This is a genomic window from Streptomyces sp. NPDC005263, from assembly GCF_042872365.1.
GTDB lineage: Bacteria > Actinomycetota > Actinomycetes > Streptomycetales > Streptomycetaceae > Streptomyces.
Map to the genome: position 1 here is coordinate 188,154 of NZ_JBIAKJ010000006.1, position 17,861 is coordinate 206,014.

The 17,861-nt window shown below is 72.0% G+C and carries 5 protein-coding genes; all 5 read right to left on the minus strand.

Annotated features, from left to right (window positions below; translation table 11 throughout):
* Positions 1–7 precede the first annotated feature (7 nt).
* A complete protein-coding gene (locus tag ACFYRY_RS26915; RefSeq protein ID WP_389150713.1) occupies positions 8–757 on the minus strand; it encodes a thioesterase II family protein in 750 nt (249 codons plus the stop codon).
* Positions 754–1,704, minus strand: coding sequence for a TauD/TfdA family dioxygenase (locus tag ACFYRY_RS26920; RefSeq protein WP_389150716.1), 951 nt, complete (start codon positions 1,702–1,704; stop codon positions 754–756). The genes ACFYRY_RS26915 and ACFYRY_RS26920 overlap by 4 nt, the downstream gene beginning before the upstream one ends.
* Before the next feature lie 143 nt (positions 1,705–1,847).
* Positions 1,848–12,476: an amino acid adenylation domain-containing protein gene (locus ACFYRY_RS26925; protein ID WP_389150719.1), complete on the minus strand. Its 10,629-nt coding sequence runs from the start codon at positions 12,474–12,476 to the stop codon at positions 1,848–1,850.
* Positions 12,473–17,512 (minus strand): amino acid adenylation domain-containing protein, encoded by a 5,040-nt coding sequence (locus ACFYRY_RS26930; protein WP_389150722.1) that lies wholly within the window; start codon positions 17,510–17,512, stop codon positions 12,473–12,475. The genes ACFYRY_RS26925 and ACFYRY_RS26930 overlap by 4 nt, the downstream gene beginning before the upstream one ends.
* 46 nt (positions 17,513–17,558) lie before the next feature.
* A complete protein-coding gene (locus ACFYRY_RS26935) occupies positions 17,559–17,789 on the minus strand; it encodes an MbtH family protein (RefSeq protein WP_389150725.1) in 231 nt (76 codons plus the stop codon).
* Between the last annotated feature and the right edge of the window lie 72 nt (positions 17,790–17,861).

Here is a 17,861-nt window from a genome sequence, read left to right on the forward strand (position 1 = left end):
GCAATAGTCAGCGAGCGGCCGGAACGGGGACGGTGAGCTGTGCGGCGATCAGCGCCATGAGTTCCCGGGGGACGGTCTCCAGGTAGAAGTGGCCGCCCGGCAGCACACGTACGTCGCAGGGACCGGTGGTGTACCGCGCCCAGCCCTCGGCCTCGGTGCGGGTGCAGGAGGTGTCGAACGCCCCGGCGATGGCGGTGACCGGGCAGGTCAGCGGGGCCCCTGGCCGGTACGCGTAGGTGTCGATCAGGTGGAAGTCGCCGCGCAGCACGGGCAGCGCGATCTCCCGCAGTTCCTCGTGCCTGAGCAGCGCCGCTCCGGTGCCGCCGAGGCCGGCGACGTACCGCAGGACTCCCTCGTCGCCCCGGAACTCGGGCGCGAGCGGTTCACAGGCGTGCGGTGGCTTCCGGGCCGAGGCGAAGAGACGAACCAGCGCCGGGCGCAGGTCACGGGGCAGGGCGCGGGCCACCTCGAAGGCGACCGTACCGCCCATGCTGTGCCCGAAGAACGCCACCGGCCGGTCCAGCAACGGCGTGATGGCCGCGGTGATGTCCCGGACCAGGGTGTCCATGTCGGGGGCGGGGTCCACCATGACGCGGTCCTGCCGTCCCGGGTACTGGACGGCGGTGACCTCCACCGACGGCGGAAGCAGTTCAGCCCAGCCGCGGAAGGCGCTGGCGGCGCCGCCGGCGTGCGGGAAGCAGATCAGCCGTACCGCCGCCGACGGCCGTGGGGTGAACGTGCGGAACCAGGCGCTCACTTCGCCTCCCGCGTCGGCGCGTACGGCTCGGCCATCGCGACCGCGATCCGGCGTGGCCCGGTGAAGGGCTCCCGGCCGTGCGCGGCCAGCATGTTGTCGACCACGAGCACGTCGTCGTGGCGCCAGTCGAAGCGGGTGGACGCGGCCCGGTAGCAGGAACGGAGGTGGTCCATCACCTCGGCCGGGATGGAACCGCCGTCCCCGTAATAGGTGTTGCTCGGCAGGTCTTCCTCGCCGAACAGCTCGAGAAGCCCTTCCCCGACGTCGGCGGCGAGCGTCGAGTGGTGGAAGAACGTGATGTGGTTGAACCACACCCGCTCACCGGTGTCGGGGTGGGTGTGTACCGCCTCACGGATGCCGCGGGTGCGCAGTCCGCCGTCGGCCGTCCACTCGAACTCCAGGTCCTTCGCGCGGCAGTTCGCCTCGACCTCGGCGCGGTCCTCGGTGTTGAAGACCTGCCGCCAGTCGACTCCGAAGCCGTCGTGGAAGTTGCGTACGACCATCCAGCCCCGGCGCTCGAACTCCTCACGGACGGCCGGGTCGATCAGCCCGTGAATCCGACGGATGTCGGCCAGCGGGGTCGCACCCAGCGTCTCGGGCTCCTCGGCACAGTGGAAGTACAGCAGCCGCGGCCACGACGACTGGTAGGAGTTCTCGGTGTGCAGGAAGATCTCCTCCTCCTGCGGGTAGTCCGTGGAGGTGTAGACGTTCCCCTTGATCGTGGAGCGCGGTGACGAGCGTTCCGTGTACTTCAGGGGCTCGCCGGACAGCGCGCGTACCACCTCGGCGAAACCGTCGACGCCGCCGATGTCGAAGCCCCGCAGCAGGACCGCTCCATGGGTGAGGAGCCGCTCGCGGATGTGGCCGGCCTCCTTGCCGATCAGTTCGACGATGCCGGGGCTGCCGGCCTCGCGCTCCAGGACGAACGCGAGCGTGTCTGCGGTCATCGGCCACTTCCTTCTCTACGGGTGATCCACTGGTGATCCACTGGTGCGAAGTGGGGGAACGGGAACACGAGGAACCCCCGGCCGGATCACTCTCCGGCCGGGGGCTATAAATCTTCGATACTTCGACGCGGCGTCCTGCACCGCTAGCGGTCGACGCCCACCGCCTTGAGGACCTGGGCGTTGAACTCACCGTTGGTGAGCACCACCACTCCGCCGCCGCGGTGCAGTTGGGACATGGAGACGGCCTGGTAGCCGCCCGGTGAACCGCCGTGCCCGTACTCCACCTCGGCCTGGCCGGCGTCGACGATGGTGCCGAGGCCGTAGAAGCTGTCGCTGTGCGGCGTCAGCAACTGCTGTGCGCTGTGCGGGGACAGCAGGGCCAGCGGACGGCCCAGAGCGCTGCGGCGCACCTCCAGTTCGAGCGTGGCCATATCGGCGGCGGTGCTCCACAGCCCCGCCGCGGACTGCTCGGGATGGACGAGCCAGCCGCCCTCCAGGGGACGGCCGCTCTCGTCATGGCCGAGCGCCACCGGTCGTCCGGCCCGCTCGGGGAAGGACTGGTCGAAACTGCTGCCGCTCATCGACAGCGGGTCGAGGACCAGTCGGCGCATCAGCGCCTCGAAATCCTCGCCGGTGACGTCCGTCAGCAGCTGCTGCACCACGGAGTAGTGGGCATTGGACTTGCGGAACCGTGTACCCGGTGCCAGTTCACGCACCGCGGTGTCGCGCAGCAGGTCGAGCAGGGCCGGTACCGGCTCGCCGCGCCGTACGCCCTGACGTGGCGTCTCCGCGAGGCCCGCGAGGTGACTGAGCAACTGCCGTACGGTGATGGGCTCCTGGCCCTGAGGCAGCTGCCACGAGCGCAGATAGGTGTTCGCGTCCAGATCCAGGTCGATCACGCCCTGGTCCACCAGCCGCATGACCGCGAAGGCCGTGACGTGCTTGCCCCAGGATCCGGCCTGGAACAGGGTGTCGGATGTGACGGGCTCGGTGGAGTCCGCGCTCAGCGTCCCGATGCCCTCCAGGGCGACCAGTTCGCCGCCCTCGATCACCGCGAGGCTCGCCCCGGGCACCTTGCTCTCCACGAGCGCGGCCAGCACCGTCCGGGGATCGACCGCGCCGGAGGGTGTCGCCACCGGCTCGGGTGCCCGCTCCGCGTCGACCGCCGCCGCGAGCGCGGCGAGCGTGTCGTGCCGGAAGAGCAGGAACAGCGAGATCGGCAGTCCGGCCCGGCGTCCGGCCGCGATCACCCGGATCACCAGGATCGAGTCGCCGCCGAGCCGGAAGAACCCGTCCTGGCGGCCGATCCGCTCGATGCCGAGTGTCTTCGACCAGATGGCCGCGATCTTCCGCTCGGTGTCCGTACGCGGAGCGGAGTACGGGCGGTCGTCCTGGCCGGCCCACTGGGCCGGGTCGGGCAGCGCCTTGCGGTCCACCTTGCCGTTGGGCGTCAACGGCAAGGCCGCGAGCGCGACATGGACCGAGGGAATCATCGACTCGGGCAGTGCGCGGGAGAGCTCCTCGCGCAGCGCGGCCTGGTCGGGGTCGGCCCCGTCGGCGGTCACCACGTAGCCGACGAGCTGCTCGCGCCCGAGGGGCCCGCGCCGCACGGCGACCGCCGCGTCCGTGACGGCGTCCAGCGCCGTCAACGCCGACTCGATCTCGCCGAGTTCGATCCGGACACCGTGGAGTTTGACCTGGTGGTCGACCCGGCCGAGGAACTCGATGCTGCCGTCCTCGTTCCAGGAGGCCACGTCGCCGGTGCGGTAGAGCCGGGCACCGGCGGGCCCGAACGGGTCGGGCACGAAACGCTCGGCCGTGAGCGCGGGCCGGCCGCCGTAACCGCGGGAGACACCGATGCCGCCCGCGTACAGCTCGCCCGGGACACCCACCGGCACCGGCGCCATGTCGGCGTCCAGAACGTACAGCCGGGTGTTGCGCACCGGCCGCCCGATGGTCACCCGAGCCTCGCCGACCGGATCGCCGGCGCGGATCACCGCGTGCGTGATGTCGTCCGAACACTCGGTGGGTCCGTACGCGTTGACCAGGGGAACCGCCGGGTAGCGCGCGAACCACCGGGGGCACAGGTCCGGCGGCAGCGCCTCGCCCGTCACCAGCAGCCACCGCAGATCCGGCAGCTGAGGCTGCGGCGTCCCCGCGTCCCAGGCGTCCAGCGACGCCCGCAGCAGCGACGGCACGACCTCCAGGACGCTGATCCGCTCGCTGGCCGTCCGCCCGAAGAGGGCCTCCGGATCGACCGCGTGTTCCGGGCCGACCACCCGTACCCGGCCGCCGACCACGAAGGCCGACAGCATCTGCCAGACCGAGATGTCGAAGGCCATCGAGGCGTTCTGCACCACCGAGTCGGCCTCGGTCATCGACAGGTCCTCGACCTTGGCGAGGAGATGGTTGGCCATGCCCCGCCGGGTGACGTGCACCCCCTTGGGCAGGCCGGTGGAGCCCGAGGTGTAGATGACGTACGCCAGGTGGTCGTGCTCCGCGACCGGCGGCGGAGCGGTGGCCGGGCTACCGGCCCACACCTCGGGCCGGTCCAGTGCCACCGTCGTCACCCCGGTCACCGTGAGCGCGGGCAGTGTGTCCTCGGTGAGGAGCACGGCCGCGCCAGCGTCCCGCACCATGTACGCGAGGCGCTCGGCCGGGTGGTCCGGGTCGAGCGGAAGGTAGGCGCCGCCGGCCTTCAGCACCGCCAGGACCGCCAGGACCGTGGCCGGGGAGCGGCGGGCGTGCACCCCGACGACCGTGTCGGGGCCGACGCCGAGCGCCCTGAGGTGGTGCGCGAGCCGGCTGGTGTGCGCGGCGACCTCGGCGTAGCCGAGCTCCACCCCGTCCGCGGTGATCGCGGGCCGGTCCGGATGCTCCACCGCGTACCGGTCCAGTTCCGCCTCGACCGCCACCCACTCCGGCTCGCGCCGGGTGTCGGTCCAGGCGTCTAGGCGCTCCCGGTCCCCTTCGTCGAGGCAGACCGACCGCGGGTCACCGTCGGGCGACGCGGCCATGGACGCCAGCACCGCCCGGTACATCCCGGCCAGCCGTTCGGTGTTCGCCCGGCTCAGCACCCGCGAGTCGGCCGTGAGGTTGAGGCCCTCCCCTCCGGTGGCCACGCTCAGCGCGAACTCGGTGGTGGTCCGGCCGATGCTCGAACCGGCGTCGATCTGCTCGCTGTTGAAGATCCGCAGGTCGTGGTAGTTGAAAATCACGTCGATCTGGCGGCGGACGCCGGGCGCGTCCCGCTGGATCGCGGCCATCGGGTAGCGGCGGTGCGGCCACACCTCGACCTCGCGGTCGAAGACCTGCTGGACCAGCTCGTGCCAGGTGCGCGCCGAGCGGTCGTACGCGAACGGCAGCGTATTGAGATACATGCCCAGCACCCGGTCGGCACCGAGCACCTCGGGCCGCGCGTCGGCGACCAGACCGGTGTGGAAGGCATCCTCCTGAGTGAGCCGGCTCATCACCTTCAGATGCGCCGCGAGCAGCACACTCTTCAGCGAGACCCGGCTGCGCGAGGCGAAGGCGCGCAGCGGCTGCTCCAGGTCGGTGAGGACGACCGGCACCACATGGGTGCGCCGTTCGCCCGTCTCCCCCCAGCCGGCCGGCAGCTCCAGCGGAGCGTACGAGCCGGTGACACCCTTCCAGTACGCACGGTCCGTACCGGAGGCCAGGGACTCCAGCTCGCCGGCCACGAAGTCGGCATACCGCACCGGGGGCGCCTGATACGGCTCCGCGTCCGCGGTCTGGTCCCGGATCTCGCGATAGCGGTCGACCAGCTCGGTGAGCAGCGCGAACTGGCCCCAGCCCTGGGTGATCGCATGAGGCTGGCTGAAGGTGACCCGCCAGGCGGTGTCGCTCTCCAGATGGACCGCCACCCGCAGCAGGGGGGCCGTGGCCGGGTCGAAGGGGTCGTCCCGCTCGGCTGCGAGGAAGTCGGTCATCGTCCGGTCCTGTGCCGCCGCGTCCTGGCCGCGCAGGTCGTGCACGCGCACCGGGACATCGACACGCTCGTGCACCAGTTGGAGCGGCACGGAGTAGGCGACCAGATCGAACGAGGTCCGCAGGACGTCATGGCGTGCCGTGACGTGGGCGACGGCCGTGCGCAGCGCCGACTCGGAGAACGGGTTGTCGTCCCGCACCCGGATGGAGACGCACTGGTGGTACGTGCTGCCCTCGGTGTCCGCGAGCATCTCCACCAGCATGCCGAGCTGGAGCTGCGAGGCGGGGTAGGCGTCGAGGAGGCCGGCCGGCAGCAGCTCCCGGTCGTCGGCGTCGACCAGAGCGAAGGGCGCCACCGCGGTGATCGACTCGTCCAGCGCGGGACGTCCGTCGACCGCGTGTGCCAGATTGGCGACCGTACGGTGCTCGAAGACGTCGCGGACCGCGATGTCGTACCCGGCGTCACGCAGGGTGCCGACCAGATTGATGGCGCGCAGTGAGTCGCCGCCGAGATCGAAGAAGGAGTCCTCGACCCCCACCCGGTCCATCCCCAGCACCTCGGCCCACAGCCGGGCCAGGCGCTCCTCGACCGGGGTGCGGGGTGCCACGTAGGCGGCCGCGGCCAGGGCGTCCTGATCGGGCGCGGGCAGGGCCCGCCGGTCGATCTTCCCCGCCGCGTTCAGCGGGAGCGCGTCCAGCAGGACGAACGCGGAGGGCAGCATCGCCTCGGGCAGCAACGAGGCCAGCCGGCCGCGCAGTTCGCCGGGTTCGAGGGCGTCTGTGCCGGTCGGCACGACGTACGCGATGAGCCGCTTGTCGCCAGGCGTGTCCTCGCGAACGGTCACGGCGGCGTGGGCGACCGCGGGAAGCCCGCTCAGGACCGCCTCGATCTCGCCGGGCTCGATCCGTACGCCGCGGATCTTGACCTGGTTGTCGGCCCGGCCGGTGTACAGCAGGGAGCCGTCGGGACGGAACCGTACGATGTCGCCGGTCCGGTACAGCCTGGCCCCCGGCACCGCGGAGAACGGGTCGGGGACGAAGCACGCGGCGGTGCGCTCCGGCAGGTTGCGGTAGCCGCGGGCGAGCCCGACGCCGCCGATGTACAGCTCGCCGGGGACCGAGACCGGGACCGGACGCATCAGGGCGTCAAGGACGTAGAGCGTGGTGTTGGCGATCGGCCGGCCGATGGAGACCTGGCCGGTTTCCTCGGGGACGTCCCAGCTAGTCGACCAGATGGTCGTCTCCGTCGGCCCGTAGACATTGACCAAGCGGCCGACCCGGGAGCGCAGTTCACCGGCGAGTTCGGCGGGCAGCGCCTCGCCGCCGGTGAGCGCGGTGACGGCGGCCCGGTCGAAGCCGGAGCGCAGCAGCAGGTTCCAGCCGGACGGGGTGGCCTGGACGTGCGTGATGCCGTGGCGCTCCACCAGCCGGGACACGCCCGCGCCGTCCTTGGTCTGCAGGCTGTCGGCCAGCACCAGCCGGCCACCGGTGACCAGCGGCAGGAAGAGCTCAAGGCCGGAGATGTCGAAGGAGACGGAGGTGAGGGACAGCCAGGTGTCGGCCTCGGTGGAGCCGAGTTGCTCCGCCATCGCCAGCAGCAGGTTGGCCAGTGCCTCGTGGCCGATCCCGACGCCCTTGGGGCGGCCGGTCGAGCCCGAGGTGTAGATCGTGTACGCGAGGTCGTCGGGGCGGCCCGCGACCGGCGTACCCGCCTGGGCACCGGTCCACGGCAGGTCGTGGACCAGTCGCTCGCCCTCGTACACCCCGTCCAGGGCGGCGGCATGAGCGGAGTCGGTCACCACGATGTCCGCGCCCGCGTCGCCGAGGACGTAGCCGACGCGGTCGACGGGGAAGGCCGGGTCGAGCGGCACGTACGAGGCACCGGTCAGCCAGGTGCCGAGCATCGCCGCGACCAGCTCCGGCGTACGGTCGAGCAGCAGGCCGACGACCGACTCCTGACCCGCGCCGAGAACCTGCAACCGCGCCGCGTACCGGTCGGATCGCTCCTTCAGCCAGCCGTAGGTGAACTCCTGGTCGCCGTGAACCAGGGCGACCGCGTCCGGGGCGGCCGCCGCGCGCGCCTCGAAGAGGGCGTGTGCCGGGGTCGCGGCGCGCTCCACCGCGGTGGCGTTCCAGTCCTCCAGCAGTCGGGCGCGCTCGTCGTCGGCGAGCAGATCGCCGGTGGCGTCCCCGTCCGGGTCGGCGGCCATGCCTTCCAGCACGGTGCGGTACATCGCCACCAGGCGTTCGGCGTTCGCCTGGTTCACCGTGTGCGAGTCGGCGGTCGCGATGATGTGGCCGACCCGCGAGGAGACGGTGAGCGGGAACTCCGACGGGCTGTCGTCGATACCGCCCTCGTGGTCCACCAGACCGGCGTCGACCTGCCGGAAGTCCTGGTAGTTGAAGTACACGTCGAGCAGCCGGCGTGAGCCGCCCCACTCGCGCTGGATCGCGGCCATCGGATACCGGCGGTGCGACCACAGGTCGACCTCGCGGGCGAAGACCCCCCGCACCAGCTCCGACCAGGTACGGGCGGAGCGGTCGTGGGCGAGCGGCAGCGTGTTGAGGTACATGCCCAGCACCCGGTCGGCGCCCAGCAGTTCGGGCCGGGCGTCGCACACCAGGCCGGTGTGGAAGGCGGGTTCGCCGGTGAGCCGGCTCATCACCGTCAGGTGGGCCGCCACCATGACGCTCTTCAGCGAGGTCCTGGTGCGCGCGGCCAGTGCCCGCAGCCCGTCCTCCAGATCGGTCCACTGGATCCCCGCCTGGACGGTCTGCCGGGGCACCTCGGGGCTGTCGCCCCAGCCCTGCGGGAGCCGCAGCGGTGCGTGGTTCTCGACGACCGACCGCCAGTAGTCGCGGTCCTCGTCCGACTCCAGGGCGCGCAGCTCCGAGGCGATGAAGTCGGCGAAACGCACGGCCGGCGTGTCGTACGGATCGGGCTCCCGTCCGTCACGGACCGCCCGGTAGCACTCCACCAGTTCCATCAGCAGGGAGTGGTGTCCCCAGCCCTCCAGAATCGGGTGGCATTCGGTGACCGAGATCCACCAGCCGTCGTCGGAGTCCGTCAGATGCGCGAAGAACCGCATCAGGGAGGGGACGGTCAGATCGAAGACGTCGGCGCGCTCCCGCACGGTGAACTCCCGCAGCGCGGCGTCGACTTCGGCCGGGGTCAGGCCGCCGAGGTCCTGGTGGCCGAGCGGCATGACGGCCTCGGCGTGCACCAGCTGCAGGGGGCGTGAGTAGCCGGTCAGATCGATCGAGGTACGCAGCACCTCATGGCGCGCGGTGACGATCCGGCCGGCCTCGGCGAACGCCGCGGCGTCGAAGGGGCGGTCGTCGCGGATCTTGAACGTCGAGACGTTGTGGTAGAGGTTCCGGCTGGTGTCGGCGAGCATTTCGACGACCATGCCGAGCTGCATCTGCGACAGCGGATACGCGTCGGTGACGCCGGACGGCAGGGCGGCCCGGTCCTCCCGCGTGATCAGCGCGAACGGCTCGACGGTCTCGGTGCCGGCCGCCAGGGCCGGCCGGCCCGTGATGGACTCGCACAGCTGCGCGACCGTACGGAAGTCGAAGACGTCGCGGACCGCGACGTCGTATCCGGCCGCACGCAGCGCGCCGACCAGAGCGATCGCCCGGATCGAGTCGCCGCCGAGGTCGAAGAAGCTGTCCTCGACCCCGACCCGTGCCACCCCGATGACCTCGGCCCAGACCGCGGCGACGCGCTCCTCGACGGGCGTGCGAGGTGCCGTGTACGCGGCCCCGGCGCGCAGTGTCTGCTGGTCCGGCGCGGGCAGCGCCCGCTGGTCGAGCTTGCCGTTGACGGTGAGCGGGATGCCGTCGAGGGGGACGAACGCGGCGGGCAGCATGTACTCGGGCAGCGTGCCGCGCAGCATGGTCCGCAGCTCACCCGCCTCCGGCAGGCCGTCGGTGCTCGCCGCGACGAGGTAGCCGACGAGCCGCTTGTCGCCGGGGGTGTCCTCGCGGACCACGACGACGGCCTCGCCGACGCCCGGGTGCTCCAGCAGGGCGTGCGCGATCTCGCCCAGCTCCACACGGTAGCCACGGATCTTGACCTGGCTGTCGATCCGGCCGATGAACTCCAGGCTGCCGTCCGGCAGTCGCCGTGCCGCGTCACCGCTGCGGTACAGCCGGGAACCGGGTGGCCCGAACGGGTCGGGCACGAAGCGCTCCGCCGTCAGATCGGGCCGGCCCAGATAGCCGCGGGCTACTCCCGGACCACCGACGTGGATCTCGCCCGGAACGCCGATGGGCGCCGGGTTTCCCGACCCGTCCAGCAGATACACCGATAGGTCACTGAGCGGATGGCCCACCCGATTACCCGCGAGCGGTTCAAAGTCCTGCTCCCCGATCCGGTAATAGGTGGTGTGCACCGTCGTCTCGGTGATGCCGTACATGTTGATGAGCGCGGGTCCGTCCGCGCCGACGCGGTCCAGCCAGGGCCGCAGCTCCGGCACTTCGAGCTTCTCCCCGGCGAACACGACGGCACGCAGGGCCAGTTCGTCGATGCGCGGATCGCCGGACGCGGCCGCGGTCACCAGTGAGCGGAAGGCGGTCGGAGTCTGCGAGAGGATCGTCGCCCGCTCCGAGACCAGCAGGTCCAGGAAGTCCGACGGGGAGCGGGTGATGTCCTGGCCCACGACGACCAGCCTGCCGCCGTGCAGCAGGGCGCCCCACATCTCGAACACGGAGACGTCGAAGGCGTACGAGTGGAACATCGTCCACACGTCGTCCGCGCTGAAGCCGTAGTGCTCGTGGGCGGTGGACAGCAGCCGCAGCACGTTGCCGTGCTCCAGCACGACACCCTTGGGCCGGCCGGTCGAGCCGGAGGTGTAGATGACGTAGACGGTGGAGTCCGGGCCCGCCAGGGGCTCCGGGTCCGTGGTGGGGCGGGCCGAGATGCGTTCCGCGTCCCTGTCCAGGACGACCAGATCGCCGTCGTGCACCCCCTGGAGGACCGCGGCGGTTCCCGAGGTGGCGACGACGATGCGGGCGCCCGCGTCCTCGATGACATAGCCGAGCCGGTCGGCCGGGTTGGCCGGGTCCAGCGGCAGATAGCCGGCCCCGGACTTGAGGATGCCGAGCAGGGCCGGAAGCAGCTCCACGCCGCGCTCCAGGCAGAGGCCGACCAACTGCTCGGGGCCCGCCCCCAACTCGCGTAGATGGTGGGCGAGTTGGTTGGCGCGCTCGTTGAGCTGCCGGTAGGTGAGCGAGAGGCCGCCCGCCGTGACGGCGACGGCGTCGGGCGTCGCGGCGGCCTGCTCCTCGAAGGCCTGATGCACACAACGGTCCACGGGCGTGCCCGCGCGGTGCCCGTGCCCCGTGCCGGTGACGACGGAGAACTCGTTGTCGTCGAGGATCCGCAGCCGGGAGACCGGGAGCGCGGGGGAGCCCGTGGCCTCGTCGAGCAGCCGCAGCAGATGACCGACCATGCGCCGCACCGTCGTGGGGTCGAAGAGCGCGGTGGCGTAGTTGAGCGCCCCGCCCAGTGAGCCGTCGGCGCCCTCCTCGATCTGGAGGGTCAGGTCGTACTTGGCGACGACCTCGGGCCGCTGGTAGGGCTCGACGGTCAGACCGGGCAGCGCGAACGCGTCGACGCGTTGCTCGTGCATGGTGAAGGCGACCTGGTGCAGCGGCGTGCGGGACATGTCGCGTTCCGGCTGGAGTTCGTCCACCAGCCTCGCGAACGGCACCTCCTGGTGGTCGAACGCGTCGAGCACCGCGTCCCGGGTCCGGCCGACCAGCTCGGCGAACCCCGGGTCGTCGGACCAACTGCCGCGCATTACGAGGGTGTTGATGCCGTACCCGATGAGCCGCTGCAGCTCGGGGCGGGTGCGGCCGGAGACGACGGTGCCGACGGAGACATCGGACTGCCCCGTGTAGCGCGAGATCAACACCTGGAACGCGGTCAGCAGCACCGCGAACGGCGTGGTGCGGTGGTCGTCGGCCAGTGCGCGGACCCGCTCGGCCAGCCCCGCGGGGAAGGTGAACCGTACATCCGAGCCGGACGTGTCACGGACGGCGGGCCGCGGCCGGTCGCTGGGCAGCTCGGTGGGCAGGGCTCCCGAGAGCCGTTGCCGCCAGTGCGCCAGCGCTCGCTCCAGGGCGGGCCCGGAGAGCTGCTCGTGCTGCCAGGCCGCGAAGTCGGCGTACTGCGAGGACAGCGGCGCGAGCGGCGTGCCGCAGTAGAGGCCGCTCAGTTCACTGGCGAAGACCCGGGTCGACCACGCGTCGCAGGCGATGTGGTGGAAGACCACGGCCAGGACGTGCTCGTCCTCGGCCAGCTTCACCAGCCGGGCCCGGACCGGCCATGCGGCGGCCAGGTCGAAAGGCGTGGTGACCTCATGCTCGACGAGCTCGGCGGCGAGCCGCTCCCGGTCGGCCGCCGGCTCGCCGGTCAGATCCGTGACCGGCAGGGCGACGGGCGCGGGGGAGTCGATCAGCTGGACCGGCTCGACGCCCGACAGCGCGTACCGGGTGCGCAGGATCTCGTGCCGGTCGGTCATCGCCTGCCAGGCCCCGGCCAGCGCGGCCCCATCGAGGGCACCGCGCAGCCGCAGCACCATCGGCACCAGATACTCGGCGCTGTCGGGCTCGAGACGGTTGAGGAACCACATCTGCCGCTGTCCGGCGGAGAGTGGCAGGGGCGCGTCACGGTCGGCGCGCGGTATGGACAGGGACGCGGACGCCGAGCGCCTGCCGCCACGCCGGCCCGCGAGCCGGCTGCGCAGCAGCTCGGCACGGAGTTCGGTGGCGGTCGCGGCTCTCTGCTCCACAGGAGTCGATTCCTGAATGCTCATGCGCTCTGCTCCTCCAGCAGCTCGGCGTCGGACAGCTGCTCGATCTCCGCCCGGACACGGGACTCGACGGCGTCCGCGAGGCCGGCGACGGTGGGATGCTCGAAGATCTCCCGGATCGGCAGGGCGATCTCGAACTCGGACTGGATCGCCGCGATCAGCCGGATCGCGAGAATCGAATTCCCGCCGGAGTGGAAGAAGTTGTCGCGCACTCCGACACGGGTGCCGAGCAGCTCCGTCCAGATCTCGGCTATACGTTCCTGCAGCGCGCTCTCCGGCTCGTCCCCGGACTCGGCCTCCTGGGCGCGGGCCCGGGGGTCCGGCAGCGCGGCCCGGTCGAGCTTGCCGTTGGCGTTCAGGGGGAGGGCCTCGAGCGCGGTGAACGAGGACGGCACCAGATAGTCGGGCAGCAGCTCGGCGCAGTACGCGGCGAGCTCCGCACCGCCCTCCGGGTTGCAGGCCGGGACGTAGTACCCGGCCAGGCGGACCGTTCCCGCTTCGTCGGTGTGCGCGACGACGGCCGCCTCCCGCACCCCCGGGTGCTCCGCGAGGACGGCCTGCGCCTCGCCGGGCTCCACCCGGTAACCGCGGATCTTGACCTGATGGTCGCAGCGGCCGAGGAACTCCACATCCCCGCCGGGCAGCCACCGCACCAGGTCCCCGGTGCGGTACAGCCGCGCCCCGGCCCGGCCGAACGGATCCGGCACGAAGCGTTCGGCGGTCGCCTCCGGACGGTCCGCGTAGCCGCGTGCCACCCCGGTACCGCCGACATACAGTTCACCGACGGTGCCGGTCGGCACCGGCCGCAGCGCCTCGTCGAGGACGTACATCGCCATCCCGGGCAGTGGCCGCCCGATCGGCACGACCGGAGCGAGCTCGCCCTCCGGCACGGGGTGGACACAGGTGCCGACGGACGCCTCGGTCGGCCCGTACTCGTTGATGAGCCGGCCGGCGCCGAGCAGCTGGGCCCAGTGGCGGGCCAGCGCCCCGGGCAGCGCCTCGCCCGCCACCACGATCACCGCGGCCAGCGCCCCGGCCTGCTCGGGCGCCAACTGCCGGGTGAGGATGTCGAGATGACCGGGGGTCAGCTTCAGGAAGCTGAACGGTCCCGAGGCGGCGAGCCGGTCGCCCAGCTCGGTGAGGTCCATGTCCTGCGGCAGCATCACCACGCGCTGCCCGGCCAGCAGCGGCGCCCACACGTTGGGCACCGCCAGGTCGAAGGCGGTGGAGGAGAAGACCGCGCTGCCGCCGGTGCCCCGGGCCACCAGCTCCTCGACGGCCCACGCCAGGTGGTTGGCGAGACCGCGGTGTTCCACCGCGACCCCCTTGGGGCGGCCGGTGGAGCCCGAGGTGTAGATGACATACGCCAGCCGGTCCAGATCGGCCGGCACATCGGGGGCCGTGACCGGCAGGGCCGCCAGCGAGACGTCGTCGGCGTCCGCGTCGGCCAGCACCAGCTCGCCGTCGTACCCGTCGAACCGCTCGCCGTACCCGGCGGTGGTCACCACCACCGGCGCCCCGGCGTCCGTGCACATCCCGGCGACGCGTTCGGCCGGCCAGGCCGGGTCCATCGGGATGTACGCGCCGCCCGCCTTCCAGACGGCCAGCAGGGTGGCGGTCAGCTCGGCGCCCCGGTCCAGGAGGACACCGACCGCCGTCTCCGGGCCGACGCCCAACGACCTGAGATGGTGGGCCAGCCGGTTCGCCCGGGCGTCGAGTGCCCGGTACGAGATGGCGCGCCCCTCCTCCTCGACCGCGACCGCGTCCGGGGTGGCCGCGGCCTGTGCCGCGAACACCTCGTGCACCGCGGCGGTGACGGGTTCGGCCGGGGCGCTCGCCCAGGTGTCGGTCAGACGCCGGTACTCCGCGTCGGAGATCATGCCGACCGCGTCGAGACGTACGTCGGGGTCGGCGGCGACGGAGCCGAGGAGCCGCTGGAAACGCTCGGCGAGAGCCTCGACGGTGGCCGCGTCGTAGAGAGCGGTCGCGTATTCGAGGCTGGCGAACATGGTGCCGTCGGCATGCCGGCGCATGTACAGCGTGAGATCGGTGTGGGCGACGTTCCACATCTCCTTGAGCGTCGCGATGTCCTCCTCCGCCTCCACCGCGCCGTTGAACGACTCGTCGTGCAGATCGAAGGCGACCTGGTAGAGCGGGGTACGGGACAGATCGCGGTCCGGCGCGAGCTCCTCCACCAGCCGCTCGAACGGCAGGTCCTGGTGGGCGAAGGCCTCACGGCCGGTCTCCCTGACACGCTCCAGCGCCTCGCGGAAGCTGAGCGTGCCGTCGAGCGCGCAGCGCAGTACCAGGCTGTTGAGGAAGAAGCCGACGACGTTCTCGGTCTCGGGCCGGTCGCGTCCCGCCACGGGAGTGCCGACCGGCACGTCCCACTGTCCGCCGTGCGCGGCGAGCAGCGCGGCGTACGCCGTCAGCAGGGTGATGAAGGGGGTCGCGCCGTGCCGCCGCCCGAGCTCGGTGAGGGCCGTGACCACGGGCGCCGGGACGGAGAAGTGGACGACGGATCCACGGCCGTCGCGGATCGCCGCGCGCGGCCGGTCGGTCGGCAGCTCCAGCGGCACGGAACCGGCCAGCACCCCGCGCCAGTGCGCGATCTCGGTGGCGATCACCTCGTCGGTGAGACGTGCGCGCTGCCAGGCCGCGTAGTCGGCGTAGTCGACGGTCCGCTCCGGGAGCCCGGCGTCCCGCTCGCCGGCGCGGTAGGCGGCCAGCAACTGGTGGAACTCGCGCTCCAGGATGTTCGACGACCAGCCGTCGGTGGTGATGTGGTGCATCGCGACGGTGACGATGTGGTCGCCGTGGCGCAGCCGGACGAGCGCGGCGCGCAGCAGCGGACCGTTCTCCAGGTCGAAGCCGCGGCCGAACTCCTCCTTGAGGATCTCCGTGAACTCGTCACGGTCGGCGTGCAGATGGCGCAGCTCGACCCGGTGAGGTTCGGCGACGAACTGGACGGACTCGCCGTCCACGACGCCGTAGCGGGTGCGCAGCGCCTCGTGCCGCTCGACCAGGGCGTTGAGCGCGCGCTGGACATGGCTGACATGGGTGCCGTCGGGGACCTTCAGGAACATGCCGGCGACCCACTCGGGGCTTCGCGGGTTCATCCGGTCCAGGAACCACAGCCGGCGCTGCCCGAAGGAGAGCGGCAGCGGCCCGCCGTCGCGCCGCACCGTGCTGATCGGCGCCTCGGCGCGGTCCACCGGCGTGGTTTCCCGGGTCGGGGCGATCAACTGGGCCTGAGCCTCGACCGTGGTGGCCGTGAACAGGCCGCGGAGCTGGATCTTCTGCCCGGTGGCGGCACGCAACTGGCTGGCGAGTCTGGTCAGTTGCAGGGAGGTGCCGCCGAGTCCGAAGAAGTCGTCGTCGAGGCCGACCCGCGCGGTCTTCAGCAGTTTCTGCCAGGCCTCGGCGACCAGCTTCTGGGCCTCGGTGACCGGCGCCCGGAAGGCGGGGCGGCCGGGGCCCGCGGCCGGCTCCGGGGACGGCAGCGCGGCCCGGTCGGCCTTGCCGTTGGAGGTCAGCGGGAAGGCGTCGAGACGGATGAAGACCGCGGGGATGTGCGTGTCGGGCAGCCGCTCCTGGAGGAAGGCACGCAGACCCGCGACGATGTCGTCGGAGTCGGAGGTGACATACCCGGCGAGACGCTTGTCGCCGTCGGGCGTGGTGAACGCGGTGACGACCGCGCCGTTGACGCGCGGGTGGGCGCTGAGCGCGCTCTCGATCTCACCCGGCTCGATCCGCACACCGTTGACCTTCACCTGGTGGTCGATGCGACCGAGGTACTCCAGGACGCCGTCCCGGCGCCAGCGCACCTTGTCGCCGGTGCGGTAGAGCCGTGAGCCGTCCTTGGCGAACGGGTCGGGTACGAAGCGGTCGGCGGTCTGCTCCGGGCTGCCGAGGTAGCCGCGGGCCACCCCCACACCGCCCGCGTACAGCTCCCCGGGCGAGCCGACGCCGACCGGGGTACCGCCCGCGTCGGCGACCAGGACGCGCATTCCGCCGATGGGGCGGCCGATGGGCACCGGCCCGGAGAGCTGGGCCGGGTCGAAGCGGTGCGCGGTCACGTCGATCGCGCACTCGGTGGGGCCGTAGGTGTTCCAGATCTCCAGCTCGGCGCGGCCCTCACGGCCGACCGCCCGGCGCAGCACCCGCTGGGCCAGTTCGGCCTGGAGCGGCTCACCGGCCGAGAACAGCAGCCGCAACGCCCCGCAGTCCTGCCAGCCGGTCTCCTCGGCCAGCAGCCGCAGCACGGAGGGCACCACCTGCAGGACGGTGATCCGCTGCTCGGCGACGGTACGCAGCAGGGCGGCGGCGTCGCGCTCGGCGCCCTCCGGCGCGAGCACCACGGTGCCGCCGCTGACGAGAGGCGCGAAGACCTCCCACACGTGGGCGTCGAAGGTGATCGCGGTCTTGTGCAGCAGCCGGTCGTCGGCACCGAGGCCGTGCGTTCCGGTGGCCCAGGCGATGCGGTTGGCGATGCCCGCGTTGCTGACGACCACGCCCTTGGGCTGCCCGGTGGATCCGGAGGTGTAGATGACGTACGCGACGTCCTGCGGACCGGCGTCGGACACCGGAGGGTGGCCCGGCAGGTCCGCCGACGTGTCGGTCAACTCGGCCAGTACGAGGGGCTGGGCGCCCGACCCGGCCGCGACCTGGGCCGAGTCGTGGTCGGTGACGACGTACGCGGCCCCGGCGGCCTGGAGCATCCAGGAGGAGCGCAGGGGCGGCTGGGCCGGGTCGAGCGGCAGGTAACCGGCTCCCGCCCGCCACACGGCCAGCAGCGTGCCGACCAGTTCGGCGGTGCGGGGCAGGCAGACGCCGACCACCGACCCCGGCCCGACACCCAGACCACGCAGCCGGTGGGCCAGCCGGTTGGCGCGGGTGTCGAGCTCGGCGTAGCTGATCTCCCGCGCGCCATCGACCACGGCAACGGCATCCGGAGTCGCCGCCGCGCGGCTCGCTACGAGTTCATGAGCCAGAAGTGGCCCGTTGGGGGAGGCGCCCGTGCACGACTCGGGATTCATGTCTTCGTTGCTCCTTGTCGATGATCGGCAGTGAGGGTGATCGGGGTCAGCCGGCGAGGTGGTCCATACGGCGGCGCAGGCTCAGCGGGCGCATGTCCGTCCACACCTGGCCGACATGGGCGAGGCACTCCTCGCGGCTGCCTTCGGTGCCCTCGGCGTGCCAGCCGGCGGGCAGGTCGCGGTCGGCCCACCAGACGGAGTACTGCTCCTCGTCGTTGAGCACGACGCGGTAGGCGGGGGCGGTCTGCACGGTGTTCTCGACGCTGTCAGCGGACACGGTTGTCTCCTGAAATGTCTGAAGTGAAATGTCTGAGGTGAACGGTGTGATGCGCAGGGCGTGACGCGCAGG